19 protein-coding genes and 2 pseudogenes are annotated in these 23232 nt (G+C 62.4%); 10 read left to right on the top strand and 11 right to left on the bottom strand.

Annotated elements, in window-relative coordinates; translation table 11 throughout:
• The first annotated feature begins 17 nt into the window (after positions 1 to 17).
• A complete protein-coding gene (locus AC3FKH_RS13410; RefSeq protein ID WP_488676169.1) occupies positions 18 to 1265 on the top strand; it encodes an MATE family efflux transporter in 1248 nt (415 codons plus the stop codon).
• Between the two features lie 41 nt (positions 1266 to 1306).
• Positions 1307 to 2539, top strand: coding sequence for a hypothetical protein (locus AC3FKH_RS13405; RefSeq protein WP_488676167.1), 1233 nt, complete (start codon positions 1307 to 1309; stop codon positions 2537 to 2539).
• A gap of 373 nt (positions 2540 to 2912) precedes the next feature.
• Here AC3FKH_RS13405 and AC3FKH_RS13400 read toward each other — a convergent pair whose 3' ends face one another.
• On the bottom strand, positions 2913 to 3686 hold the full coding sequence (locus AC3FKH_RS13400) for a WecB/TagA/CpsF family glycosyltransferase (RefSeq protein WP_488676165.1): 774 nt from the start codon (positions 3684 to 3686) through the stop codon (positions 2913 to 2915).
• A 319-nt stretch (positions 3687 to 4005) separates the two neighbouring features.
• The gene (locus AC3FKH_RS13395; RefSeq protein WP_488676286.1) at positions 4006 to 5394 is read right to left on the bottom strand and encodes an undecaprenyl-phosphate glucose phosphotransferase; all 1389 of its coding nucleotides are present in this window, start codon (positions 5392 to 5394) and stop codon (positions 4006 to 4008) included.
• A 253-nt stretch (positions 5395 to 5647) separates the two neighbouring features.
• Here AC3FKH_RS13395 and AC3FKH_RS13390 point away from each other — a divergent pair, with 253 nt between their 5' ends.
• The 4 genes and pseudogenes from AC3FKH_RS13390 (at position 5648) to AC3FKH_RS13375 (ending at position 10600) form a co-directional block, all read left to right on the top strand.
• A complete protein-coding gene (locus tag AC3FKH_RS13390) occupies positions 5648 to 6349 on the top strand; it encodes a GDP-mannose mannosyl hydrolase (RefSeq protein ID WP_488676164.1) in 702 nt (233 codons plus the stop codon).
• A 56-nt stretch (positions 6350 to 6405) separates the two neighbouring features.
• A pseudogene (gene galU, locus AC3FKH_RS13385) lies at positions 6406 to 7274 on the top strand (UTP--glucose-1-phosphate uridylyltransferase GalU).
• A 318-nt stretch (positions 7275 to 7592) separates the two neighbouring features.
• Complete coding sequence (locus tag AC3FKH_RS13380; protein WP_488676162.1) at positions 7593 to 9296, top strand: hypothetical protein; 1704 nt, start codon at positions 7593 to 7595, stop codon at positions 9294 to 9296.
• A 176-nt stretch (positions 9297 to 9472) separates the two neighbouring features.
• Entirely contained in the window at positions 9473 to 10600 is a 1128-nt protein-coding gene (locus AC3FKH_RS13375) for a hypothetical protein (protein ID WP_488676160.1), read from the top strand.
• 58 nt (positions 10601 to 10658) lie between these two features.
• Here the strand turns inward: AC3FKH_RS13375 and AC3FKH_RS13370 are convergent, their stop codons facing one another.
• The 8 genes and pseudogenes from AC3FKH_RS13370 to AC3FKH_RS13335 form a co-directional block, all read right to left on the bottom strand.
• Positions 10659 to 10862: a DUF1484 family protein gene (locus AC3FKH_RS13370; RefSeq protein WP_488676158.1), complete on the bottom strand. Its 204-nt coding sequence runs from the start codon at positions 10860 to 10862 to the stop codon at positions 10659 to 10661.
• A 322-nt stretch (positions 10863 to 11184) separates the two neighbouring features.
• On the bottom strand, positions 11185 to 11811 hold the full coding sequence (locus AC3FKH_RS13365; protein WP_488676156.1) for a phosphatase PAP2 family protein: 627 nt from the start codon (positions 11809 to 11811) through the stop codon (positions 11185 to 11187).
• A gap of 9 nt (positions 11812 to 11820) precedes the next feature.
• Positions 11821 to 13143, bottom strand: a complete 1323-nt coding sequence (locus tag AC3FKH_RS13360; RefSeq protein WP_488676154.1) for a sigma-54-dependent transcriptional regulator — start codon at positions 13141 to 13143, stop codon at positions 11821 to 11823.
• Entirely contained in the window at positions 13133 to 15010 is a 1878-nt protein-coding gene (locus AC3FKH_RS13355; protein WP_488676152.1) for a sensor histidine kinase, read from the bottom strand. The genes AC3FKH_RS13360 and AC3FKH_RS13355 overlap by 11 nt, the downstream gene beginning before the upstream one ends.
• 120 nt (positions 15011 to 15130) lie before the next feature.
• Positions 15131 to 15299 (bottom strand): annotated as a pseudogene (locus tag AC3FKH_RS13350) (HipA N-terminal domain-containing protein); the annotation flags it as partial.
• A gap of 4 nt (positions 15300 to 15303) precedes the next feature.
• Entirely contained in the window at positions 15304 to 15786 is a 483-nt protein-coding gene (locus AC3FKH_RS13345; RefSeq protein ID WP_488676151.1) for a helix-turn-helix transcriptional regulator, read from the bottom strand.
• A 217-nt stretch (positions 15787 to 16003) separates the two neighbouring features.
• Positions 16004 to 16318, bottom strand: coding sequence for a DUF3303 domain-containing protein (locus AC3FKH_RS13340; RefSeq protein ID WP_488676150.1), 315 nt, complete (start codon positions 16316 to 16318; stop codon positions 16004 to 16006).
• Between the two features lie 170 nt (positions 16319 to 16488).
• Positions 16489 to 17391 (bottom strand): IclR family transcriptional regulator, encoded by a 903-nt coding sequence (locus AC3FKH_RS13335; RefSeq protein WP_488676148.1) that lies wholly within the window; start codon positions 17389 to 17391, stop codon positions 16489 to 16491.
• 135 nt (positions 17392 to 17526) lie between these two features.
• Between AC3FKH_RS13335 and AC3FKH_RS13330 the strand changes: the two genes are divergently transcribed.
• The 4 genes from AC3FKH_RS13330 to AC3FKH_RS13315 all read left to right on the top strand — a co-directional run bounded on the left by AC3FKH_RS13330 (position 17527) and on the right by AC3FKH_RS13315 (position 21780).
• Positions 17527 to 18294 (top strand): enoyl-CoA hydratase/isomerase family protein, encoded by a 768-nt coding sequence (locus AC3FKH_RS13330; protein ID WP_488676146.1) that lies wholly within the window; start codon positions 17527 to 17529, stop codon positions 18292 to 18294.
• Between the two features lie 11 nt (positions 18295 to 18305).
• Positions 18306 to 19514, top strand: a complete 1209-nt coding sequence (locus tag AC3FKH_RS13325; RefSeq protein WP_488676144.1) for a CaiB/BaiF CoA transferase family protein — start codon at positions 18306 to 18308, stop codon at positions 19512 to 19514.
• Between the two features lie 31 nt (positions 19515 to 19545).
• A complete protein-coding gene (locus AC3FKH_RS13320; protein ID WP_488676142.1) occupies positions 19546 to 20712 on the top strand; it encodes an acyl-CoA dehydrogenase family protein in 1167 nt (388 codons plus the stop codon).
• A gap of 75 nt (positions 20713 to 20787) precedes the next feature.
• A complete protein-coding gene (locus tag AC3FKH_RS13315; RefSeq protein WP_488676140.1) occupies positions 20788 to 21780 on the top strand; it encodes a Bug family tripartite tricarboxylate transporter substrate binding protein in 993 nt (330 codons plus the stop codon).
• A gap of 71 nt (positions 21781 to 21851) precedes the next feature.
• Here AC3FKH_RS13315 and AC3FKH_RS13310 read toward each other — a convergent pair whose 3' ends face one another.
• Positions 21852 to 23162 carry a dicarboxylate/amino acid:cation symporter gene (locus tag AC3FKH_RS13310; protein ID WP_483710625.1) on the bottom strand — a complete coding sequence of 437 codons (1311 nt, stop codon included), beginning with the start codon at positions 23160 to 23162 and terminating at the stop codon, positions 21852 to 21854.
• Positions 23163 to 23232 lie beyond the last annotated feature (70 nt).

Raw genomic sequence — 23232 nt, 5'->3', positions numbered from 1 at the left:
GACTAGTTAGCATCGGCTTGCGCGCTGCCACGATGCTTAGTAAGTTTCTCTTAATTATGTTTTTGGCAAAAATGCTCACCCCCGGCGAACTAGGTCTATTCGGATTATTTTCGGCGTTGACGACTTATGGTCTATTCTTGGTAGGGTTCGATTTCTATGCATATTCATCAAGGGAACTCATTGGCTTAACCAGAAATTTGTGGGGCTCAAGGATAAAGGCTCAAGGAGTCCTTTACGTAGTAATGTATTTGAGCACTATTCCTATATTTTTGTGTGTTTTTGTATTCGAAACGCTTCCTTGGTCGTTCCTTCCTTGGTTTTTTGCGCTACTGATATTGGAGCACCTGGCGCAGGAGATTTGTCGTTTGTTGGTGATTCTGCCGTCCGCTCTAGTTGCTGGATTGGTGTTGTTCTTACGCGCGGGCGCGTGGCCGCTGATCGTAGTTCCACTGATGTGGGCCGTTCCAACGCTCCGAACATTGGACACCGTATTTTTGGGCTGGATGCTAAGTGCATGTACAGCCGTTGGCATCGGCACATTGGCCATTTGGAAGAGTGGCCTAGGTGGATGGGAACGGCAAGTAGACTGGCGGTGGATTCGTAAGGGAATAATTGTCGCAATTCCACTACTAATTGCGACGCTCTCGCTACGAGCGCTTTTTTCAGTTGATAGATATTTTGTTAGTGCGTTGGCGGGTTCCGATGTTCTTGGCGCATACGTCCTTTTTGTAGGTATTGCTGGAGTAACTCAGTCATTTCTAGATGCATCAGTCGTGGTGTTCTCGTATCCACCGATAATTGAAGCATATAAAGAAAGAAATTTACCGTTGTTTAAAAGAAGGCTGAATATCTTCGCTCGACAGACGTTCATTATCTCGAGTTTGATATCGGTAATGGCATTCGTGTTGACGGAGCCGCTGGTGAGGTACTTAGGTAAGAGCGCCTACCTTGGAAATATGGCTATTTTTTATTGGTTATTGCTTGCGATGTGGATGTACTGTTTGAGTCTAATTCCACATTATGCAATTTACGCACGAAGTGCTGATCGATATATAATAAGTAGCCATCTCACGGGGGGCTTGATTTTTGCGATTTTGGTCGGGTTAATATCAAAATGGACCCTGACGCTTGCAGTGCCGATGGCACTAACTTTCACTTTCTTCTACTTACTCATTTTTAAGGGAATAGCACACCTTAAGCTCGAGACGGACGAGAAGAAGAACGGGGCATTTATAGTGTTAGATCATCAGCCTGCTGAGGGATGAGTAGCGTTTTGCGAAAATATATGCGGAATGGTAATAGGGGGATGCTGGTGGAGTTTCCGTTGATTGTACTTATAACGGTGCTGTTCCTCTTTCCGGCTAGGACTGGCTTCGCGGTAGAAGAAGAACCCATCGAGCATTTGAATTCTGTGGCAGAACTTCTTGGCCGTGTTGGTGAAAAGAGCGGGGAAAAAGTGTTTGTGGAATCGTTCTATTCAGGGATGGCCGGGCCTTCAGGTGTAGATGATTCTGGTGGTGGGCTGTTTGTATGGGATGGCAGGATACCGCGTCGCAAGCATAACGGGATAACGGTGGTATCTCCATATGTTTCATGGAATGGGAAACCGGGTACGTTAGCTGGCTTCTTGGCCGGAGCTAAAGATTCAGGTCTCACGGGTGATGGAAGTTGGCGAAGAGTTGATGAAAAGCTCAACCCCAAAATGGCGGGAGCTCGGGGAGACGGTGTTACAGATGATTTTTGGGCGTTCAGTGCGTGGGCCAAGGCGGTCAGTGATGAGGGTAAGGCCTTTGCGAAGATTGTCCCGGGAAATTATCTTGTAAGTGACAGTATCACATTGGATTTGGAGTATTTGGATCTCTATTTGGCTTCTGGGGCACGCGTGTTTTCGGACAGGCGATCGTCAAAGGGCCAGCTTCTCGGAGTGATAGGGTTCGCCGGGTCCGGTACGGCAGCAACTCCTCAGCGCGAATATGTAAAAATCCACGGGCAAGGCAGAGTTGATGCCTGGGGCCAAGGTAGCAATGAGAATGGTGTCGGCATTTCGCGGTATAAGGTTGCGATTATCGACGGTATCACAGCAACAGGTGGTAATAAGGGGATAACAGCCCAGTATGGGATGGGGCAAGTGCTGATCTCTAATATTCGAGTGCCCGAAGCAGGATTTCGGGGCATCACTGTCGAGGATCAAGGGGCGGAAACGGAGGTAAGGATAGAGAACGCTGTAATCGGAAAAACTGGCGATGCCGGAATACTGGCGGCTGGCTCTCGTGTTGTCTTGCGGAACATTGTTATAGAGGAAGCCCATAGGTCGAGTGGCTCTACATCACTTGGCGCCATTCATGTCAATAGTACTAAAGACTTACGGTTTGCGGATGTGGAGAACATCAAAATCGAGCATACACATAGCGGAAAAGGCGTTGTGATTTCGAGAGCCAGTAAGGCGAATGTGTCGAACATACTGGTACGAGGGCTGGTGAGTCAGGCCGTTGATGTAAGCAGCTCAAAAGTTGTCGACTTTGGGCCGAAGGATCCTTGACTTATGTGAGGGAAATGGATCGGAGCAAATTTTGGCGTTGCCTTGCTGATTGAAGGCCCATTGCCGAAGATCTCAGCATTGTTGCGAACGATGGGGGATTATTCGTACTGCATAGCTGATTACAAGAGTGTTGCGATGCTGATTTTCGGCGCGCGTATTCGTCAGAAGTCCGTTATTTTACGAAAAGCACCTACTGATTTTTGTTGGAAGCGGGGTGCTAAAGAGAGGGATTGCTTGAGGAGACACGGTTAAAGTGGAATCGTTATATGCGGCACTGCCGACGTGCCCAGCGCCAGCCGAGCCGTACAGAACTGAATTCGTGGCCGCTCCCGGTTCTTGGCCGGGAGTATTTTAACTTGTGTGGGTGTGACGTTTATATGCTGGGCGGTGTATTAGCCTGGCGGCGTAGCAGTTGGGCGAGTGCCAGGAAGATGAAGACGGCATTTGTAAAAGCATAGCGCTTCCAAAGCCTGGTGGGCTCGCTACAAAGCCTGTGAAGCCACTCTAATCCCTTCTGCTGCATCCAAATTGGTGCTCGACGCAGAGTCCCAGCGTGGTAGTCGAACGCTGCGCCAACTCCGATCATCACGGCGTTTATGGATCCGCGGTGTTCGGCCATCCAGCGTTCCTGCTTAGGGCATCCGAGACTCACCCAGACGGTTCCGGCACCACTGTTGTTGATTTTCTCAATCACCGCGCGGTCCTCGTCCTTCGTTAGCTTTCGGAAAGGCGGACTGTGGAGGCCTGCAATGCGTAGCCTCGGAAATTCTTCCGTTAACCGTTGCTCAAGGAGCCGCAGGGTTTCGGTGCTTCCGCCATAGAGAAAGATGCTCTCTCCAGTTTGTTCGGCGTGTGCGCAGTAACGGAGCATGAGATCAGGGCCATTGATCCGCTCCTGATTTGATACGCCGAGGCGGCGGAGCATCCACGCGATAGGAGCCCCATCAGGGGTTGCCATGTCTGCATCTCCGATGACTTTGGAGAACTCAAGATCAGACCTCGCTGTGATTACTGAGTGGACGTTACAAATGCAGACATAGCGAGATTCACCTTTTGTTGCCCAAAGGTGTATTGACTTGATCGCTTCCTCCCAAGTCACGGCGTTAATGAAGGAACCTAGTACACGACGTCCAGGCAGCGGTCTCATTGATAAACTCCTGCGGTCGCGTGACGCACGATTCTTTCGGGGACGCGGGCGTAAAATTTCATGAACTCTGTTGGCACTTTTCTCATTTCTTTTTGGCGCTGCGTCTTTCAGTGCGTGCGGAAGGCGCGCATCGTCTTCCAAGCAGTTCAAGGAAGGCGAGAGATAGAAATGACGCGCCGGTGTGTTTGCTATTTCCGCGTATGGAAGTGTTGATCAGCGAGGGTAGGACGGTGGCAACTGGAATCCGATGGCGGCAGCGAGCGTTAGGCTGACCAGCGACTGGGGCAAAGCTGTAGCTTCGTAGTCCAGACGCGACATCTCAGTAGGCATTCCGCCCCGTCCACCCTTTGAATGCCGTCCAAAAGATGATCCTCACATCCATCCAGAACGACCAATTCCGAATGTAGAAGAGATCGTGCTCCACCCGCTTCGCCATCTTATCGAGCGTATCGGTCTCTCCCCGATACCCATTGATCTGCGCCCATCCCGTAATCCCAGGCTTGACGCGATGGCGCAGCATATAAAGATCGAGCTGTTCCTTGTACATATCGTTGTGCGCCATCGCATGTGGCCGCGGCCCCACAACGCTCATCTCACCACGCAGCACATTAATGAACTGCGGAAGCTCATCAAGGCTGGTACGCCGGAGAAACGCCCCGATGGGCGTCACGCGGCTGTCGCCCTTTTTGGCTTGCGTGACGGTTTCATGCTCCGTATGCACCTTCATGCTGCGGAACTTGTAGACGTGGATAACGCGGCCGTCCAGACCAAGGCGCTCCTGCTTGAAGAATGCAGGACCAGGCGAGCCTCTCTTGATCAGCAGGGCAATGATCACCAGGAGCGGGGAAAGCAAGGTCAGCACCACGGCAGCGAATGCGCGATCGAATGCTCCCTTGACCAGGCCGCGCACGCCCAGCGAAGGCGGCCTGTTCAGCTCCACTGCCGGCATGCCCATAAAATCCTGCATCTGGTGATTCAACAACTCAAAGTCCATCAAGCTGGGCATCCACTTGATGTCAATAAAGTCATTGCGCAGCGCAAAGGCGATGTGCTGCATCTGGCGCGTGGCGCTGATCGGCAGCGCGATCCAGATTTCATCAACCTGGTGCTTGCGGGCGAAGCCGGCGATGTGGTCACTGTCTTCAATCCGTGGGATGCCTTCCGGCGTGGCGTCTTCGACGCCAGCGTAAATGCCGGCTACGCGGAAGCCGCTCCAGCGGCTGGCCGTGGCGCGGCGGTACATCTCCTGACCGGTGGTGCCAAAACCCACGATCAGCACATGCTTGGAGTTCCGGCCAATGCCGCGTGCCAGCGCCAGCAGGCTGTAGGTGACAAGCCTCAGGGCCAGCAAGGCGACCGCTGTTCCCACATACCAGTACGCCACCCAAAGACGCGAAAGCGATCCCGTCTGATGCATCAAGAAGCTCATCAGGATGCCGATAAGCCAGACAAGCGACCATGCGGCCAGCACCCGCGCCCCGAGCGAAAGAAAACTGCGCCCGCGCCAGGAGGTGTACAGGTCGAACGCCGGCAGCACGATCAGCGCTACCACGCAGCTGAAGTACAGGATGAACTGATGGATGGGGGCGGCTACCGCGAAATCAGGGGGGAAACGCAGCTCGGTGGCAAGGTAGCCGGCCAGCCAGATGGTGCCCACGTCTGCCAGGCGCACTGCAATGGCCAGCGAATCGTGGTGCTTCACAAACATGTTGCGATAGATTCCCATGCTTACCCCGGGTAGCGTTGTCCCTCCGGCCTACGCGAAGCGAAAGGCCGGATATCCCCGTCGAAACCAAAACCCAAAGGGCAGGACGCGCTAGACCCCAGTCGGCATGTGCCAAAACTGAGCAGCGTGATATTTTTGATACTTATATTAGTGGCGGCACATTAGCATACATATAGCGAGTCCAGCAAACCAAAAAGTGGCTGCCCGGCAAGACTTTTTCAGGAGAGTTGCGGCATTGCAGCATGTCACCCGTTCGGGGGCTGCGAAGCCTGCGCGCATGTGGCAAAAGCTCGACACAGGGCGGATTTACCAGCCCCAGTTCCGTCCAGCGGTCGCCCGGCTCCAGTTGATCGAGAAGGTTTTTGCCATGACGCAGCAAACGAGTTTCGGCCTATCGGCCGATATAGCGGCACCGTCGCCCGCAGCGGATACGGTTCCTGCCTTGCCGACTGACGCTTTTCGCCAGGCCGTGGCGAGCGTGCCCCTTGTCTCCATCGATTTCCTGGTACGCGATACCGGTGGGCGTTACCTGATTGGCCAGCGCCGCAATGCGCCCGCCCAGGGATGGTGGTTTGTCCCGGGCGGCCGGATTCGCAAGAACGAGCGCATTGCGCAAGCGCTGGCGCGCCTGCTGCGCGAGGAGCTGGGTTCGGCGGACGTGGGTGCGCCGCAGTTCGTGGGGACGTACGAACATTTCTATGACACCAATTTTGCGTGCGAGCCGGGCAGTTCCACGCATTACGTGGTGATGGCCTATGTGCTGGAGCTGGACGGGCCAGCCCCTGAATTGCCGGTCGCCCAGCACGGCGCCTATCGCTGGCTGACGCCGGCCGAGTTGCGTGCCGATGCGGACGTCCACGCCTACACGCGGGCCTACTTTTCTTGGGATCGGGGACGGCGCGACGCTCGTTATCCCCGCTCAGAGGGGATTGCATGATGTTGCGATGCAACATCTAATCCCTCAACAGTCGGCAACTATCAGGATTAACAAACGTGGAACCCCGTATCACCAAAGCCGTGTTTCCGGTAGCCGGACTCGGCACCCGCTTCTTGCCCGTCACGAAGGCCAGCCCCAAGGAAATGCTTCCCGTGGTGGACAAGCCGCTGATTCAGTACGCAGTGGAAGAGGCCATTGCCGCCGGCATTACGGAAATGATCTTCGTCACCGGCCGCTCCAAGCGCGCCATCGAAGACCATTTCGACAAGGCTTATGAACTGGAGGCGGAACTCGAGGCCAAGAACAAGCAGTCGTTGCTGAGCTTGGTTCGTTCGATCAAGCCTTCGCATGTGGAATGCTTCTATGTGCGCCAGCCGGAGGCGCTCGGCCTGGGCCATGCCGTGCTCTGCGCGGAGAAGCTGGTCGGCAACGCGCCGTTTGCCGTGATGCTGGCCGATGACTTGCTCGATGGCGCGCAGCCGGTCATGAAGCAGATGGTGGACGTCTACAACCACTACAACTGTTCCGTGCTTGGCGTGGAGGAGATCGCGCCTGAGCAGAGCCGTTCCTATGGCGTGGTCGACGGCCGCGAATGGGACACGAACGTGATCAAGATGTCGGGCATCGTCGAGAAGCCGGCGCCCGAGCATGCGCCTTCAAACCTTGGTGTGGTGGGGCGCTATATCCTGACCCCGCGCATCTTCGAGCATATCCGCAACCTGAAGCCGGGCGCGGGTGGCGAGTTTCATTGACGGACGCCATCCAGGCGCTGCTGGGCCATGAGCAGGTGTTGGCTTACCGCTATCAGGGCGTGCGTTATGACTGTGGCAGCAAGCTTGGCTATCTGAAGGCCACCGTGGAGTTTGCGTGCCGCCACCCGGAAGTCAGGGAAGCGTTCGGAGAATATCTGCGGTCGCGCGGTTGAAACCGAAGATCGGGGAGGGGGCGCAGAACCAGCGCCGGTGGCATTCCATACCGTTATTGCCTGCCCTTCCACGCGTCGCTGTTGTCATAGACGTATTGAAAAGCGCACCAATATTACGCTTTGCGGGTTTTGCGACATCGCGACGCGAAAATGTCGTGTTTGCCAGATTTGGCACTTTATGCGGTAGACTTTCGCCGAAAATTGTCTCTGGCGCGGCCAGCGCCTGGAGACGGCATTAGAAGATCAAAACGTAGCCGCTGGCGCCGGACAACGGTGTCGGCAGTAATGCACTTATTGACGATGGGTTGGAGAAAAACAATGCAAGCAAGTCTCTCGAAGCGTTTTACCCTGGTGGCGGCAGCCTCCGCAGCCATGCTGCTGGCGGCCTGCGGCGGTGGCGGCGGTGACAGCACCCCCAGCACCCCTTCGGCCACCATCAGCGGCAAGGCCATCGACTTCTATCTTTCCGGCGCTACGGTCAGCTTCCTGGACTGCAAGGACTCGGCCGGCAAGGCGCTGACGGTCATCACCGGCGCGAACGGCGACTTCACGTTCCCGGCCAACTGCACCAAGAGCGCGTTGTCAGTCGTTGGCGGTACCGATATCGGTACCGGCCTGCCGTTCAACGGCGTGATGCAGGCACCGGCGGTGGACTACCGTGCCGGCATTACCCCGATGATCAGCCCGCTGACCACGCTGGTGGCACAACTGGGCGCAGACCAGGCAGCCGCGCTGGCCGCCAAGCTCGGCCTGAGCGGCAAGGACCTGCTGAATGCGGATCCGATGACCGATGCCGACGTGCTGAAGGCAGCCGTCGTGGTGCAGCAGCTGGTCGAGCAGATCAGCAAGACGCTGCAAGGCGTGGCAACGGGCGCCGGTGGCAGCCTGAGCGCCGATGCCGCCGCCGCCGCAGCCGCAAAGGCCGTGGCAAGCGTGGTCAGCAACGCCAGCGGTACGGCCGACCTGACGAGCGCCAACACCGTTTCCGATGCCATCAAGGCTTCCGTGAAGAATGCGCAGTCCAGCCTGCCGTCCACCCTGCAGGGCAGCATCGACACCGTTGCCGCCAACGTGGCCGCGCTGGCCGCACCGCTGGTGAGCAAGCAAGTCGGCGACGTGAGCACGGCGCTCGGCAAGATCAAGCTGGGCAGCGATGCATCGTCCACCGTGACGGCGCTCAAGAACAGCGGTGCCCTGAATGCACTGAAGGACAGCAGCCAGTCGACGCTGTCCACCACGCTGGCTTCGTCCACATCCGCCTCCGTGCTGACCGACGGCACCAATACCTCCAAGCTGGCCAATCTGGGTAACGCCGTGGCAACGGGTTCGGCGGACCAGGTGCAAACCGCGGCCAATGCCGTTACGGGCCTGGACAGCAGCAAGGTGAGCACCATCGTCAGCAAGGTCACGCTGACGGACTACCTGCAAGCCAGCAACGTCCTGATCAATAACCTGCCGGCCACGCTGGGCGACACGATGACGACCACGGGTGGCCTGTCGGACATCAAGGTGACGATCAAGGAAATCGGCGCGCCGTTCGGCACGGGCGCTGCGGACGTCCGCCTGGGCATGCACTACAGCTACAAGGGCAGCACGGTCGACGTGATCTTCGAGAAGGTGTCGCTAGTCTTCAGCGGCGGCAACCTGGTGTCGGCGACGTTCCCGGCCAATGCCAGCTACTCCTTCTCGGTGACCGGCGCCGCGCCGGCTTCGGCCACGCTGACCAACGCATCGGCGGACAGCCTGTCCAGCGGCAGCGGCCAGTTCACGCTGCCGTATGCGGCCATCCTGAACAAGGTGAAGAACAGCGGCGCGCTGAACAGTTCGCAGCTCGCCGCGCTGACGCCGAGCGCGCCTGGCACGGTGGACGTTGCCTTTACCGTGGCTGGTGTGGATGGCTCGGCCGTCAAGCTTGGCATCGGCACCGGTACCGCAGCAACGTACGCCGGCAAGGTCGCCGTGCAAACTACCGCCAGCCAGGTCAGCGGCTATGGCCTGAAGTCGACCATCACGATGAACTAAGCAGTCGATTCGCTTCTGGCAGACGCTCCCGCCGTGCGGGGGCGTCACCGGGCGTTCGCGCACGGCCGCTTTGCGGTCCGTGTCGCGGCCGCCCGGTTTTGTTGTTTACGTGGCCGCGCAAATTCGGTCTGCGGCTCATTCGACTTGCGGGACGCTAGCGTCCTCCGGAGTTCACGATGTTCGAGTTTTGTTCGCGCCGAGCCATGTCCACAGCGGCGGCAGTGTTTGGCCTGACAGCCGCCGGCACGGCGCTGGCTGCATCGGAAGATGTTTTCCTGCGTGCGGAGCCGACCACCGGCGAGTTCACCGGCTTTCGCGCAGAGGGCAGTTTTGACGCGGTGAACAAGGCGCTGGATGTCTTCAACCTGCGCAACCAGGGCGGCAGCGGCCCGACGCCCGACAACGCCGGCGACTATCGCGGCGGCCGGGTCATGCTTGGCTACAAGTTCTCACCCTACTTCTCGGGCGCCGCCACGTACCTGCGCCGCAATATTGACTACGGCCAGGACACCAACAGCATCGACACCTGGCAGCTCGCGTTGCACTACGATCCGCTGGCCGAGCCGGGCGCCAAGGACCGCGTGATCTTCCGCTTTTCCCTGTGGGGTGACCGTGCCGGCTCGGTCAGCAAGACATCGCCGACGCAGGTGCGCGGCACCACCTTCAGCCAGATCCGGGTCAACGATCCCAACGATTTCCAGGCGCAGGCCGATATGATCTTCTCGGGCCAGCTCAGCGAGCGCAGTACGCTGACGGGCTTTCTCGGGGGCGGCTTCAGCAATGTATCGGTGGGCGACCTGACCGCGCAGGTGAAGCGAGGCAACTGCAATTTCAATGTCAAGATCGGCTCGGACAACATCGCCAACGGCGCCCTCGCCGCGCCTTGTACGGTCGGCGGGTCAACGCTGACTGATGCGTCATTCTCCGCCAACGCTTCGCAGTTCGGGCTCGACGTCAGCAAGGACCTGAACTACACGGCCGCCTTCCTGACCACTGGCGTGTCCTGGCGCTGGAAGTACGAACGCTTTTCTACCCAGCTCGGCTATAACTTCCAGTACCTGTTCCGCAGCAATATCGACGACCGCTTGTCCAGCTTTGGCGTGTCGCCGATCAAGTCCAACCATACGCTGGGGCTTGAACTTGCCTACAGTGTGTCGAAGAGCGTTGAGTTCTACCTTCGCGGACAGGCGTTCAAGTACAACTTCGTCGGCACCATTCCGTTCCTGTACAACGCCGCCACGGCTGGACGGATGGACCGGTACTACGGCTACGGGTCGATCGGCGTGCGGTTCTCGGGGTTCTGAGGGCAGGGCGCCTCTCTGTCCTCTCCCTGACGGGGAGAGGACAGCTACACGCGCCGCTTTACCAAACGTCGCAAACTTCCTCCTGCTGCATCGAGTTATCGAGCCGGGCCTTCAGCAGCGCCAGCAGGCAGCACGCCGCATGACAGTCCTCGGAGCGGTCGCTGGCGATTTCCAGCAAGGCGAGTACGCCATGCAGGCCGGCGCTGATGGATTCGAGCAGGGTGGGATCGTTGGCTTCAACCTTGGTGTGGGATACGGGCATCGCAGACTCCTGAGTCGGTTCGGATGGTCCGCCGGGGAAGCATGAGAGGGTGGCGGGCCTGACAGCGGGGAGGGATACCGGCGACTAACACGCTTTTCCGGTCGGCTTTGCAGCCGGCCCCGCGCGGCCCGCCGTTGATAAACGGGTGGCGTGCACGTGCGATGCATTCGGCCGCACGATGCAGCCGATGTGTTGAAGTCATTTCAGGTATCCCGACCCGTTCGCCGATGTCTTCGGCGAAGCATGCAGTTTCCCCGGATGCCCAAGCTTCGTCGATGAGACGGATCTGATTCCGCATCACGCGCTAACAGCACGCACGTTGTTACAGTTGCCGATTCAAAAATCCGCGGTGATACGGTTGCTCGCGCCCCGACAGGAAAGTGGCCATGCTCACGACCAGGCGGTGCGCGGCATGACTGGCACCGGTGGGCATCGGCAGCGTATGCAGCGCGGTGAAGATGGCCAATGTGGCGGCCAGCGGGACGATGCTCCGCGGCAACGCCTTGCCGTCCGGAGAACTCAGAAAGGTCAGGCTCACGACCAGTCCTAACACCAGTCCGGCCACCACCTCTGACGGCGAGTGCGCATCCAGGACCAGGCGCGAACAGCCTATCAAGAGCGCCAGGCCGACTCCGCAAGCCGCGCCGAATCTGGCCATCCAGGGGCGCGATGGCGGCGCGCACAAGTAAAGCAGCACGGGAAGGATCGTGGCCGACATCGCGCTATGGCCCGACACGCCGATGAAGTCCAGCGGGGCGATGCCCACACCCCATCCGAAGAACGCAAGTTTGGAAACCAGCGTGATGCCCGCTGCGACCGCCACGCCCGCGAGCCAGCGCAGCGCGCTGCTGGTTTGGCCACGGTGGCATAGCCACAGCGCAGTCAGCAGCGCGGCAGGCAGCAGGTAAGTGCTTTCACCGAATTGCGAGACGAGAGGCCAGAAAGACATCAGGTCGCTCTACAGCCCGTACTTCTTGGTCTTGTCGAACAGCGTGGTCTTGGCGACGCCGAGCGCCTCGCTGGCACGGCTGAGGTTGCCGTCGTGCCGGCGCAGCGCATCGGCGATCAGCGCGCGCTCGAATTGCTCCACGGCCTGGGCCAGTGGCAGCGCCTCCGGAGCGGTGGTGCCGTGGCCCGGATCGCAGCCAAGCCCCAGCACGTGGCGCTCGGCCAGGTTGCGCAGTTCGCGCACGTTGCCGGGCCACGGGTAGGCCACCAGCGCGGCCAGTTCGCCCGGCGTGGCCGGCACGGCGTCGCGCCCGAAGCGCAGCGCGGCCTGCGCCACGAAATGCTCGAACAGCAGCGGCACGTCTTCGCGCCGTTCGCGCAGCGCGGGCAGCTCCAGCGTGATCACGTTGAGGCGGTAGTACAGGTCGGAGCGAAACTGGCCTGCGTCGGCCAGCGCGCGCAGGTCGGCCTTGGTGGCCGCGACCACGCGCGTGTCCACGGCCACCGGCTCGTTGGAGCCCAGGCGCTCGACCACGCGTTCCTGCAGCACGCGCAGCAGCTTGATCTGCAGCGGCATCGGCATGCTCTCGATCTCGTCGAGGAACAGCGTGCCGCCTTCGGCGTGCTCGACCTTGCCGATGCGGCGCCGCGCCGCGCCTGTAAACGAGCCGGCCTCGTGGCCGAAGATCTCGCTTTCGAACAGCTGCTCGGGCAGGCCGCCGCAGTTGATGGCGACAAAGTGGCGCGCATGGCGCCGGCTGGCTTCGTGCAGGCAGCGCGCCACCAGTTCCTTGCCGGTGCCGGTCTCACCGTGGATCAGCACATTGGCGGCGGTGTCGGCCAGGTTGGCGATCAGGCCGCGCAGCCGCTCGATGGCGGGCGAGCGGCCGATCAGCCGGGCCTCGAGCTTGTCGCGGCCGGCCAGGCGCTCGCGCAGCTGCGCCACTTCGAGCGTCAGGCGGCGCTGCTCCAGCGCGCGGCGCGTGGCGTCGACCAGTGCCTCGGGCGAGAACGGCTTTTCCAGGAAGTCATAGGCGCCTTGCTTCATGGCCTGCACGGCGAGCGCCACGTCGCCATGCCCGGTGATCATGATCACGGGCAGCGACGCGTCGCGCGCGCGCAGTTGCGCCAGCAGGGCCATGCCGTCGATGCCCGGCAGGCGGATGTCGCTGACCACGATGCCGGGCCAGCCTGCCGCGGTTTCGCGCAGCGCCGCCTCGGCGCTCGCCACGCCGCGCGTGGCGATGCCTTCGAGCCGGAGTGCCTGCTCGCAGCCCAGGCGCACGTCGGCATCGTCCTCGACGATCAGTACGGTCAGTTCATCAGCCGGCATGGGACGCTTCCTGGCGGACCAGCGGCAGGACCAGCGTGAAGCACGCGCCGCCGTCCGGATGATTGGAGGCGGACAGGCTGCCGCCGTTTTCGTTGAGGATGCCGGCCGACAACGTCAGGCCCAGGCCCAGGCCTTCGCCGGCGGGCTTGGTCGTGAAGAACGGCTCGAACAGGCGCGAGAAGGCTTCTTCCGACAGCCCCGGGCCGTTGTCGCGCACGGTCAGGTGCGCCATGCCGCCGGTGACGTGGGCATGCAGGGAGATCATGGGTTGCTCGCGCCCCGTCACGGCGTCCAGCGCATTGCCGACCAGGTTCACCAGCACCTGCTCGAGCCGGTTCGGGTCGCACGCGACCAGCAGCCCGGGTTCCACCTCGCGGTGCAGGCTCGGATGCACGGCCGCGATGCGGGTGTCGAGCAGGAACAGCGCGTTGTCCACGGCCTGGGCCAGTTCTGCCTGGCGCGTGCCGTTGGATTTGCGCGCGAACGACTTGAGCGCGCCCGTAATGCGGCCCATGCGCTCCACCAGGCCGATGATCGTGCGCAGGTTGGCGCGGGCCGTGTCGTAGTCGCCGCGTTCCAGGAACTTGCCGGTATTGCCGGAAATGGTGCGCAGCGCCGCGAGCGGCTGGTTGAGTTCATGCGCGATGCCGGTCGACATCTGTCCGACCGCGGCCAGCTTGCCGGCCTGCAGCAGGCCGTCCTGGGCCTGGCGCAGCACGGCCTCGGTGCGGATGCGCTCGGCCACCTCGGCCTGCAGGCGCTGGTTGGCCGACGACAGGTCGGCGGTGCGTTCGGCCACCTTGCGTTCCAGCTCGCTGTTGGCGGCTTCGAGCGCGGCGCGCGCGGCCAGCCGCTCGCCGATGATGCGCCGGCGCACGTTCCACGCCGCGCCCAGCAGCAGGATAAAGGCCGTCAGCACGCCGGCCAGCGCGGCGCTGTTCAGTGCCGCCAGCCGTGCCTGCGAAGTATTGGACAGCAGCGTGAGTTGCCAGTCGGTGCCCGGCAGCGCGGCCTCTTGAGCCAGCATCGGCGGGCCCTGGCGCAACCGCACCAGGCGGTCGCTGCCATTGCCGAGCACGCGCACGTCCGACAGCGGCAGCTGCGGCAGCGGCGCGCGGTTGTATTGCAGGCTCCGCGCGAAGCGCGCGCGCGCGTCCGCCGACAGCGGGCGCAGGGCCGCGAGTTTCCAGGACGGGTCGGACGCCAGGATCACCACGCCGTTCTCGTCCGCCAGCAGCATCTGGCTGTCGGCGCCCTGCCAGCGGTTTTCCAGCGGCTCCAGGCCGATCTTGACCACGGCCACGCCGTCGGGGTTGTCGCGGTCGCCCAGCGGTGCGGACAGGTAATAGCCGGACTCGCCGCGCGTGGTGCCGACGCCGTAGAAGCGGCCGAGCTGGCCTTCCATGGCGGCGCGGAAGTATGGGCGGAAGCTCAGGTCCTCGCCCAGGTAGCTGTCGGGCCGCTGCCAGTTGCTCGTCGCCAGCACCTTGCCGCGCGCATCGAGCACGTAGATCACGCGGGTGCCGGCACGCGTGTTGAGGGCGGACAAGTAGTCACTGGCCCGCGCCGACGCGGCGATGTCGTTGGGCTGGCGCAGCAGCGTGCCGATGCGTTCATCCAGCGTCAGCAGGCCGGGCACATAGTCGTAGTGCGCCAGTTCGCTTTCCAGCGCCTGCGCATACAGGCGCAGCTGCACCTGGCCGCGCTCGGCCTGACGGGCCAGGGCGGTGTCGTAGCTGAAGCGGTAGGCCAGCCATCCGGCCAGGCCCACCAGCACGGCCAGCGCCAGCAGCGCCAGCAGCGGCGCGGCGCCACGCAGGGCGGCGGGGCGGGGGGCAGGGTGGTGGAGGTCTGGCGAACCGGTCATGAAGTGCTGGGTAAGGCTGGTCTTGGTGCGGGGGCCCGGGGGCTTCGGCGGGGCCTATTTTTACCACACCGGGAGAGGTGGCCGAGGCGGTGCAGACACCGAGCGAAGTGTTTTGCTTCAGCTGCCTGGCAAGAACGGAAGCGAGAGAGAAAGTGGACGTCCCTGTGGGTCTTCGATCCACTCATCCCAGTAAGAGAACCGTTCGTCGCCACGGGTGACTTCCCAATAACCAACGGGTAACCCCGTTCATCACCAGGTCAAGTCGAGTTGCTTGCGAGCGCCGTACCATGGATTTACCAGTTCTCTCTCTTCTTGATCACTCCAACCTTGGGGGCGATGGGAGCCTTACCCGCCTTCGTTGTCCGGCCGAGGTGCATGAGTGTTTTTTTGCCTTCAGTTGGCGTAGACGAGCGCGGTTTGACTTCGAGCTCTGTTGCGCTTGTATCCAAGGCGAGCGAGGCCGAACGCCGCTCAGGTGTGCCGATTTTCCTGGCGCGAACCTTCTGAGGCGTACCGGTCGGCGCAATCGTAGTCGCGACACTTGCTTTCCCCTGAACGGAACCGACTTGAGTCAAGGTCAGCCCGACGTTCAGTACACGCAGAACTTTGAATAGACGCTCCACACTGATGGAGGCTGGGTTTGCCTCCAGTTGTGCGTAAGTCTGCTGTGTCACCCCCAAATGACCCGCCATGGCAGCCTGAGTCAGGCCTGACGTTTTCCGGAAGCCCTGGAGGATGGGGCGCAATTGGTCAAGTGTCTTGATGGCGTAGTCCATCGCAGGACTCCAAGGTAACGTCGAATTACAGTCTATTGCCTGTAATTACAAAAAACAGAGTATAAGCTGTACTGGGGTGGAAACGTGTTGGCCCTTCCAGTTTCCAAACGGCCACGCAAATCGGCGAACCCAAAAAAGCCCGGCTGCCTGATCGGCAGCCGGGCTCCGGCGCGTGTCCTGCGGACCCTCGCCTCGTGTGCGAGGGGGTTCTTGCGTTTCACTTTTCTTTCAATCCGTCGCGCCACGCAATCGCCTCGAGTTCGACCCTGATTGCATCCTCCACGGCCACCACAGGGTGCGCCCGAAATTCAAATGCGGGGAATGTCGAGCAAGCCTTGTGAACGGTCAATGGATCGTCGCAGTCCACAAGCATATGCCCACCCCACTCACCCACACGCACGACAAATAACTCGATCTTGAGATTGTCCGGGGCTTTCCACTGACTGAACACTTCGAGAATGCGCTTTTGGGCATTCTCATACTCCGCAACGGAACCCTTTGGGCGCTCGAACCAGCTGATCATGTATTTCATTGCCATCCTCCTCAGGGTCATGAAGTCATCAGAACGGCAGCCGTCAGGAAGCGGCAGCCAATGAGCCGCTTACTTCCGTTTGGGTCGCACTTCAGCTTAGTGCATGCACGGCTTCGCGATGCGCGTTGTGGCGGGGCAGGGGCGTTGTTATTCCGGTCGGTGGCAACCAGTCATTGCGAAATTGCATCGTCGACGATGCCGCACGCTGCCCGAATCTTGCCAATCAGGTCGAGCAGCAGCGGCGCGTATCGGGCCACGTCCCGCCTCTTCTCGCTGGGCTTGTGCGGGAAGCTGATATTGAGGCCGTACCACTGATGGTCCGGGCCGCGAAACGCGGCGCCGACTGCGGTCAGGTGCCCCGGCTGGTAGTTGGCTGTGCAGTAGCCCAGCCTCTGTGCCTGGCCGATGCCGCGCGATAGCGCCTTGCTCACGGCCGGCCAGTCCTCACCTGCTTTCCGTTCAATCCGCGCCAGGAATTCGGCGCGTACCGCCGGCGTTTCACAGGCAAGCCAGGCCATGCCGATCGAGGCCTGTTCCATCGGGATCCTTGTGCCGCGCGCCACGCGCCGCGTACGCGACACGCTGTCGCTACTGCAGCGCACGGAGGCCAGGTAGACCATCGCGGTCTGGTCCGGCACGGCAAGGCCGACATTGACCATTTCCGTTTCGGCAATCGCGCGCATCAGCGGCAAGGCGATCTCCGGCACTTCGACGGCATGGTAGAAGGCGTCCGCCAGGCTGACCACCACGGCTGCCAGACGGTAAGCGCGTTCGGTGGTGTCATAGCGCAGGAACCCGCTGTCCACCAGCGAGCGCGTGAGCCGGCTCACCGTCGGCCGGGGCAGGCCGGTGCGCGCGGCAAGTTCCGCATTGGTCAGGCTCGAAGACCCGATGCGAAACGCGCGCAGCAGCGTCAGGCCGCGCTCCAGCGACTGGCTGCCTTCGGTCTGCCGCGTGAAGCAGCCCGTGCTGTGCGTCAGTTCGCGGCTCGACGGCTCGGTCGCGTGGGCAGACGTGCGCGAACTCGTGCGCGAACTCGTGCGCGGCGGTGAGGCGGATCGGGAAGTGGGCATGGCAGGGAAGCGCGGCGCCGCGACATACACCTTCCGCGGCACCCGCAGCAATTTCAGAATCCGAAATTGCAGTGTAGCGCAGCCGTGCAGGTCGGCGAATACTGGTTGCGTTCTTCACCCCTGGAATGCTTCGCCATGACCTCCGCTTCTCCTGTCATCACGCTGAGCCGCGACGCGCACGTCGCGCAGATCGAGATATCCCGGCCCCCTCACAACTTCGTCGACGTCGACGTCATGCGGCAGCTCGCCGAGGTATTGCTTCAGCTCGATGAAGACGACGGCTGCCGCGCCGTGGTGCTGGCCTCCGGCGTCGGCACCTTCTGCGCCGGGGCCGATTTCAGTGGCGCAGGCAGTGTCTCGCGCGATCCATCGGCGTTCTATGCGCAGGCGATGAAGCTTTATCGCAACCGCAAGCCGATCGTCGCGGCGGTGGAGGGGCCGGCAATCGGCGCGGGACTGGGCCTGGCGCTGGTTGCCGATTTCCGTGTGACCTGCCCCGAAGCGCGTTTCAGCGCCAACTTCAACCGGCTCGGTTTTCATCCCGGCTTTGGCATGAGCGTGACGCTGCCGCGGCTGGTGGGCGAGCAACAGGCAGCACGCTTGTTCTACACGGGCCGGCGCATCGACGGCGAGGAAGCCGTACGGATCGGCCTGGCCGACGAACTGGTCCCGAAGGAAGCCGTGCGCGCTCATGCCGTGGCACTGGCGCATGAGATTGCAGCTTCTGCGCCGCTGGCCGTGGAAAGCACGCGCGAAACGCTGCGGCTGGGCCTGGCGGACCGCATTGTCGAGGCCAACCAGCGCGAGTTGTCCGTTCAGCGTGTGCAGTTTGCCACCGCCGATTTTCGAGAAGGGGTTGCCGCCATGACGGAACGCCGCACGCCCGTGTTTCAGCGTAGCTGAGGAGAGAGACGATGCAATCAAGGCAATCCGCTTGCGACGGCCCGCTCGACGGCATCCGCGTGCTGGACCTGACATCGGTCGTACTCGGACCGCTCGCCACGCAATCGCTGGCCGACCTGGGCGCCGACGTCATCAAAATAGAAGGGCCCGAAGGGGACCTGATGCGTGCAAACGGCGTCTCGCGCCATCCCGGCATGAGCTCGATCTATCTGGCGCTGAACCGCAACAAGCGTTCGGTGGTGCTGGACCTGAAGACCGAAGCGGGGGCGGCGGCCCTGCGGCAATTGATCGCCGGCGCTGACGTCTTCATCCACAACATGCGCGTGGCCGCCATCGAGCGCCTGGGCTTCGGCTATGACGCCGTGGCCGCCATGAATCCGCGCATCGTCTACTGTGTGGCGACCGGGTTCGGCCAGGACGGCCCGCACCGCGACAAGCCTGCCTTCGACGACATCATCCAGGCCGCGTGCGGTCTCGTATCGCTGGGCGCCCCCGCCGGCAGCCGGCCGGAGTACGTGCCGAGCCTTATCGCCGACAAGACCACAGGCCTGGCGCTGGCCAACGCGGTACTGGCCGCGCTGCTGCACCGTGAGCGCCATGGCGAGGGGCAGGCCGTTGAAGTGCCGATGCTGGAGACCATGGCGAGCTTCGTGATGGCCGAGCATCTTGCCGGGCTGACCTTCGATCCCGCCACGGGAGGGGCCGGCTATGCACGGCTGCTGGGGGGCGGCAGACGGCCGGCGCGGACCGCCGATGGCTGGATCTGTGCACTGCCTTATACGGATCGACATTGGAAGGCGTTCTTCCGCGCCGTGGACCGCGAAGACCTGGCCGCGAAGTACAACATTGCCAGCCGTGCCGAGCGCAATACCCACATCCGCGCGCTGTACCAGCATTTCGGCGAGATCACGCCGGATCGCACCACGGCGCAGTGGATGGCGCTGTTCGACGCGCTCGATATCCCCGCCACGCCGATCTATACGCCCGACGAACTGCCATCGCATCCACATCTGGAAGCGGTCGGGTTGTTCCAGCCCACCGTGCATCCCACTGAAGGGCCCTTGCGCGAAATGCGTCCGACGGCCCGGTTTTCGGCCACGCCGCTGGCCCTGCGCCGCCACGCGCCGTTGCTGGGCGAGCACACCGCGGAAGTGCTGCGCGAGGCCGGCCTGGCGCCTTGCGATATCGACGCGATCGCCGGTACCCCGGCCCCGGCCTGACGCCACGAGATTTTTATTCAGGAGACCACGCATGCACTTCGAACTCGATGAAGAACACCGGATGCTCAAGGACCTGGTGGCGCGCTTCGTCCGCGAACAGCTGATTCCGCTCGAGCCGGCCGCGCTGGCGCGCGAGGCCGAGGGCGGGCAATTCATGCTGACCCCGCAGGAGCAGGACCGGCTCGACGGGATGTCGCGCGAACTGGGCCTGTGGGGGCTGGACGCCCCCGCCGAGATGGGCGGCGCCGACTTGCCCGTGGTGGCAATGGTCGGCGTCAACGAAGAGCTGGGCAAGACCGTCACGCCATACGACCTGCCGCCCGATTCGCCAAACCTGCGCATGCTGTTGAAGACCGCCGATGCGGCGCAACGCGCGCGCTATCTGGAGCCGTACGCACGGGGCGAGACGATTTCCGCGATTGCCATTTCCGAGCCTGGCGCCGGCGGCGATCCCGCCATGATGACCACGCGCGCCGAGCGCGACGGGGATGACTGGGTGCTCAACGGACGCAAGATCTGGATCAGCCGCGCCGCGCGCGCCGACTGGACCATCGTGATGGCCGTCACCGACAAGACGCGCGGCGCGCGCGGCGGGATCTCCGCCTTTCTCGTTGATCGCGGCACGCCCGGCTTCAAGGTCGAGCGGCGCATCGCGATGATTGGCGGCGCCAGCACCTATGAGTTGGTGCTGGAAGACTGCCGCATTCCCCATTCCCAACTGTTGGGCGTGGAAGGGCAGGGCTTCGCGCCGATGCAGGCGCGGCTGTCCAGCCGCCGCGTGCAGATGGCGGCCTGGTGCATCGGCCGGGCGCAGCGCGCGCTCGACATGCTGTGCGAGTACGCGCCGCAACGCCGTACCTTTGGCGCAGCGCTGGCGGACCGGCAAGCCATCCAGTGGTGGGTCGCCGACGCCGCCACGCGCATCCACGCGTGCCGCCTGATGACCTATGAGGCCGCGGCCCGCATCGACAACGGCGACGAGGCCCGCACCCAGGTCTCGATGATCAAGGTGTTCGCCACGGAAATGGCATGGGACGTCATTGACCACGCGATGCAGGCATTCGGCGCCATGGGCATGACGAAGGAAATGCCACTGCAGCAGATGGCCAACGAAACCCGGCTGATGCGCATCTACGAAGGCCCGTCCGAAGTGCACCGCTGGGTGATCGCCCGCGATCTGCTGGGGCTCAAGCGCTAGCGTGCGCTGGCCCCGGCATTCACTGAAGTACCGATACCGGCGCGAGATGCCGCCGGACGCATGACAGGAGACAACATGACCACCACTTTCAGTGCTTCGCGGCGACGTTTCAGCTTGATGGCAGGCGTGGCGTGCGCGGCCGGCCTGGCCGGCCTGCCGCCCGCTTGGGCGCAGGCCTTTCCCAACCGGCCGATCCGTTTCATCGTGCCGTTTCCGTCCGGCAGTGGCACGGACATGACCGCGCGCGTCTTTGCCAAGAAGATCGGCGACCTGACAGGGCAGGGCGTGGTGGTCGAGAACAAGCCCGGCGGCAACGGCTTCATCGGCGTGCAGACGCTGCTTGGCGCGCCGGCCGATGGCTACACGGTATTCATCGGCAGCAATTCCACGCTCTCCACCAATGCCGCCACGTTCCGCAAGCTGCCCTACGACCCGCTGACCGACTTCAGGCCGATCACGCTGCTGTCCCGCGGGCCCTGCCTGATCGTCGTGCCGGCGAACTCGCCGTACCGGACCCTCGCGGAGCTGGTGGAGGACGCGCGCAAGCGCCCCGGGGCGCTCAATTACGGCACCGGCTCGGTCTCGTACACCTTGTATAGCGAGTGGCTGAACGAGCTGAGCCGCATGAAGACAACCGGCGTGCCCTACAAGGGCGCGGGCGATGCCATCAACGGCGTGCTGGCCGCCAATGTCGATTTCGCGGTGGTGGACGCCAGCGGCGCCATCGAGCTGGTGAAGTCGGGCAAACTGCGCGCACTGGCCTACACGGCCCCCCAGCGCTCGCCGTTGTTGCCCAACGTGCCGAGCGCAAGGGACGCGGGCGTGCCGGACTTCCTGGCCTACAACTGGGTGGCGGCGGCCGTGTCCGCCAGGACGCCCGAGCCGGTCGCACAACGGCTTGGCGAGCTGTTTACCCAGGCTGCGGCGTCCGCCGAGGTCAAGGACTACTACCAGCGCCAGTCCACATCGCTGATTGTTTCCACGCCTGCGGAACTGCACAACTATCAGAAGGAAGAAATCGCCAGGTGGAAGCGGCTGGCTGCGATGGCAAAGATCGAGTCGCAGTAGAGCGCAGAAAAAAGCCCGGCTGCCTGATCGGCAGCCGGGCTCCGGCGCGTGCCCTGTGGGAACAGGGCGGCTTACTTGCCCGCCATCACCTGGCCGGGTGCCAGGGCAGGGGCGCTGTCCGCGACGGGTTCATCCTCGTCGGACGGCACGGGCGCGCCGATGGCGCCTTCGCTTTTGGCGACGACAGCCGTGGCAATGGCATTGCCAAGCACATTGGTCACAGTGCGACCCATGTCCAGTACGTGGTCGATGCCGAGCACCAGCAAAATGCCCGCTTCCGGCAACCCGAACATCGGCAGCACGGCAGCAACCACCACCAGCGAGGCGCGCGGCACGCCGGCGATGCCCTTGCTGGTGACCAGCAGCACCAGCAGCATGGTGATCTGCTGGGTCAGCGACAGCTGGATGCCATACACCTGCGCCACGAACAGCGCGGCGAACGAGGTGTACATGATCGAGCCGTCCAGGTTGAACGAGTAGCCCAGCGGCAGCACGAAGTTGGTGATGCGCTCCTTGACGCCGAAATGGGTCAGCTGGTCGATCACCTTCGGGTAGGCCGATTCGCTGCTGGCCGTGGCGAAGCCGATCATCAGCGGCGTACGCATGCCCTTGAGCAGGCGGAACACGTCGCGGCCCAGGAAGAAGTAGCCACCGCCGATCAGCGCCACCCACAGCAGCGCCAGCGCCAGGTACATGCTGCCCAGCAGCTTGGCGTAGACCGCCAGCACGCCCAGGCCCTGCGCGGTGATGACGGCCGAGATGGCACCGAACACGCCCACCGGCGCGAACGCCATGACGTAGTTGGTCACCTTCAGCATGACATGGCCCAGGCCCTCGATGCCTTGCAGCACCGGCTTGCCCACTCCGTCCTTGACCGTGCCCAGCGCAAAGCCGAAGAACAGCGAGAACACCACGATCTGCAGGATCTCGTTGGTGGCCATGGCTTCGACGAAGCTCTTCGGGAACATGTGCGCGACGAAGTCACGCAGGTTCAGCGAGCCGGTCTTGAGCGTCGAGGCGGCATCGGCGGCCGGCAGCGGCAGGTTCATGCCGTGGCCCGGGGTCAGCAGGTTGGCCATCAGCAGGCCGAGCAGGAGCGAGGTGATGGACGCGCCGATAAACCACGCCATCGCCTTCATGCCGATGCGGCCGACGGCGCGGCCGTCGCCCATGCTGGCGATGCCGGCCACGAGCGTGGCGAACACCAGCGGGCCGATGATCATCTTGATCATCCGCAGGAACACGTCGGTGAGGATGGACAGGTGGTCCGCAATCGATTTGGCGGTGGCGGCGTCCGGCGACAGATTGTGCGCGGCGGTGCCGACCAGCACGCCAAGCAGCATCGCAATGAAGATCAGGGTGGGCAGTCGGTTCAGTTTCATCGTGGGTCAGGCCGTGCGCCCGGTGCCTCGCCCGCGGACGGGGAAGGAGCCGGACGGCTGTATTGCGGGA

The sequence above is a fragment of the Cupriavidus sp. 21MJTG02-4 genome, from assembly GCF_057798975.1.
This window is presented reverse-complemented; position numbering and strand designations above follow the sequence as displayed.

What these genes read in the sequence shown, in the direction of transcription:
- AC3FKH_RS13405 (WP_488676167.1), top strand. Translation starts at nt 1,307, where the DNA reads ATGCTGGTGGAGTTTCCGTTGATTGTACTTATAACGGTGCTGTTCCTC.
- AC3FKH_RS13400 (WP_488676165.1), bottom strand. Translation starts at nt 3,686, where the DNA reads ATGAGACCGCTGCCTGGACGTCGTGTACTAGGTTCCTTCATTAACGCC.
- AC3FKH_RS13395 (WP_488676286.1), bottom strand. Translation starts at nt 5,394, where the DNA reads ATGTTTGTGAAGCACCACGATTCGCTGGCCATTGCAGTGCGCCTGGCA.
- AC3FKH_RS13380 (WP_488676162.1), top strand. Translation starts at nt 7,593, where the DNA reads ATGCAAGCAAGTCTCTCGAAGCGTTTTACCCTGGTGGCGGCAGCCTCC.
- AC3FKH_RS13375 (WP_488676160.1), top strand. Translation starts at nt 9,473, where the DNA reads ATGTTCGAGTTTTGTTCGCGCCGAGCCATGTCCACAGCGGCGGCAGTG.
- AC3FKH_RS13370 (WP_488676158.1), bottom strand. Translation starts at nt 10,862, where the DNA reads ATGCCCGTATCCCACACCAAGGTTGAAGCCAACGATCCCACCCTGCTC.
- AC3FKH_RS13365 (WP_488676156.1), bottom strand. Translation starts at nt 11,811, where the DNA reads ATGTCTTTCTGGCCTCTCGTCTCGCAATTCGGTGAAAGCACTTACCTG.
- AC3FKH_RS13360 (WP_488676154.1), bottom strand. Translation starts at nt 13,143, where the DNA reads ATGCCGGCTGATGAACTGACCGTACTGATCGTCGAGGACGATGCCGAC.
- AC3FKH_RS13355 (WP_488676152.1), bottom strand. Translation starts at nt 15,010, where the DNA reads ATGACCGGTTCGCCAGACCTCCACCACCCTGCCCCCCGCCCCGCCGCC.
- AC3FKH_RS13345 (WP_488676151.1), bottom strand. Translation starts at nt 15,786, where the DNA reads ATGGACTACGCCATCAAGACACTTGACCAATTGCGCCCCATCCTCCAG.
- AC3FKH_RS13340 (WP_488676150.1), bottom strand. Translation starts at nt 16,318, where the DNA reads ATGAAATACATGATCAGCTGGTTCGAGCGCCCAAAGGGTTCCGTTGCG.
- AC3FKH_RS13335 (WP_488676148.1), bottom strand. Translation starts at nt 17,391, where the DNA reads ATGCCCACTTCCCGATCCGCCTCACCGCCGCGCACGAGTTCGCGCACG.
- AC3FKH_RS13330 (WP_488676146.1), top strand. Translation starts at nt 17,527, where the DNA reads ATGACCTCCGCTTCTCCTGTCATCACGCTGAGCCGCGACGCGCACGTC.
- AC3FKH_RS13325 (WP_488676144.1), top strand. Translation starts at nt 18,306, where the DNA reads ATGCAATCAAGGCAATCCGCTTGCGACGGCCCGCTCGACGGCATCCGC.
- AC3FKH_RS13320 (WP_488676142.1), top strand. Translation starts at nt 19,546, where the DNA reads ATGCACTTCGAACTCGATGAAGAACACCGGATGCTCAAGGACCTGGTG.
- AC3FKH_RS13315 (WP_488676140.1), top strand. Translation starts at nt 20,788, where the DNA reads ATGACCACCACTTTCAGTGCTTCGCGGCGACGTTTCAGCTTGATGGCA.
- AC3FKH_RS13310 (WP_483710625.1), bottom strand. Translation starts at nt 23,162, where the DNA reads ATGAAACTGAACCGACTGCCCACCCTGATCTTCATTGCGATGCTGCTT.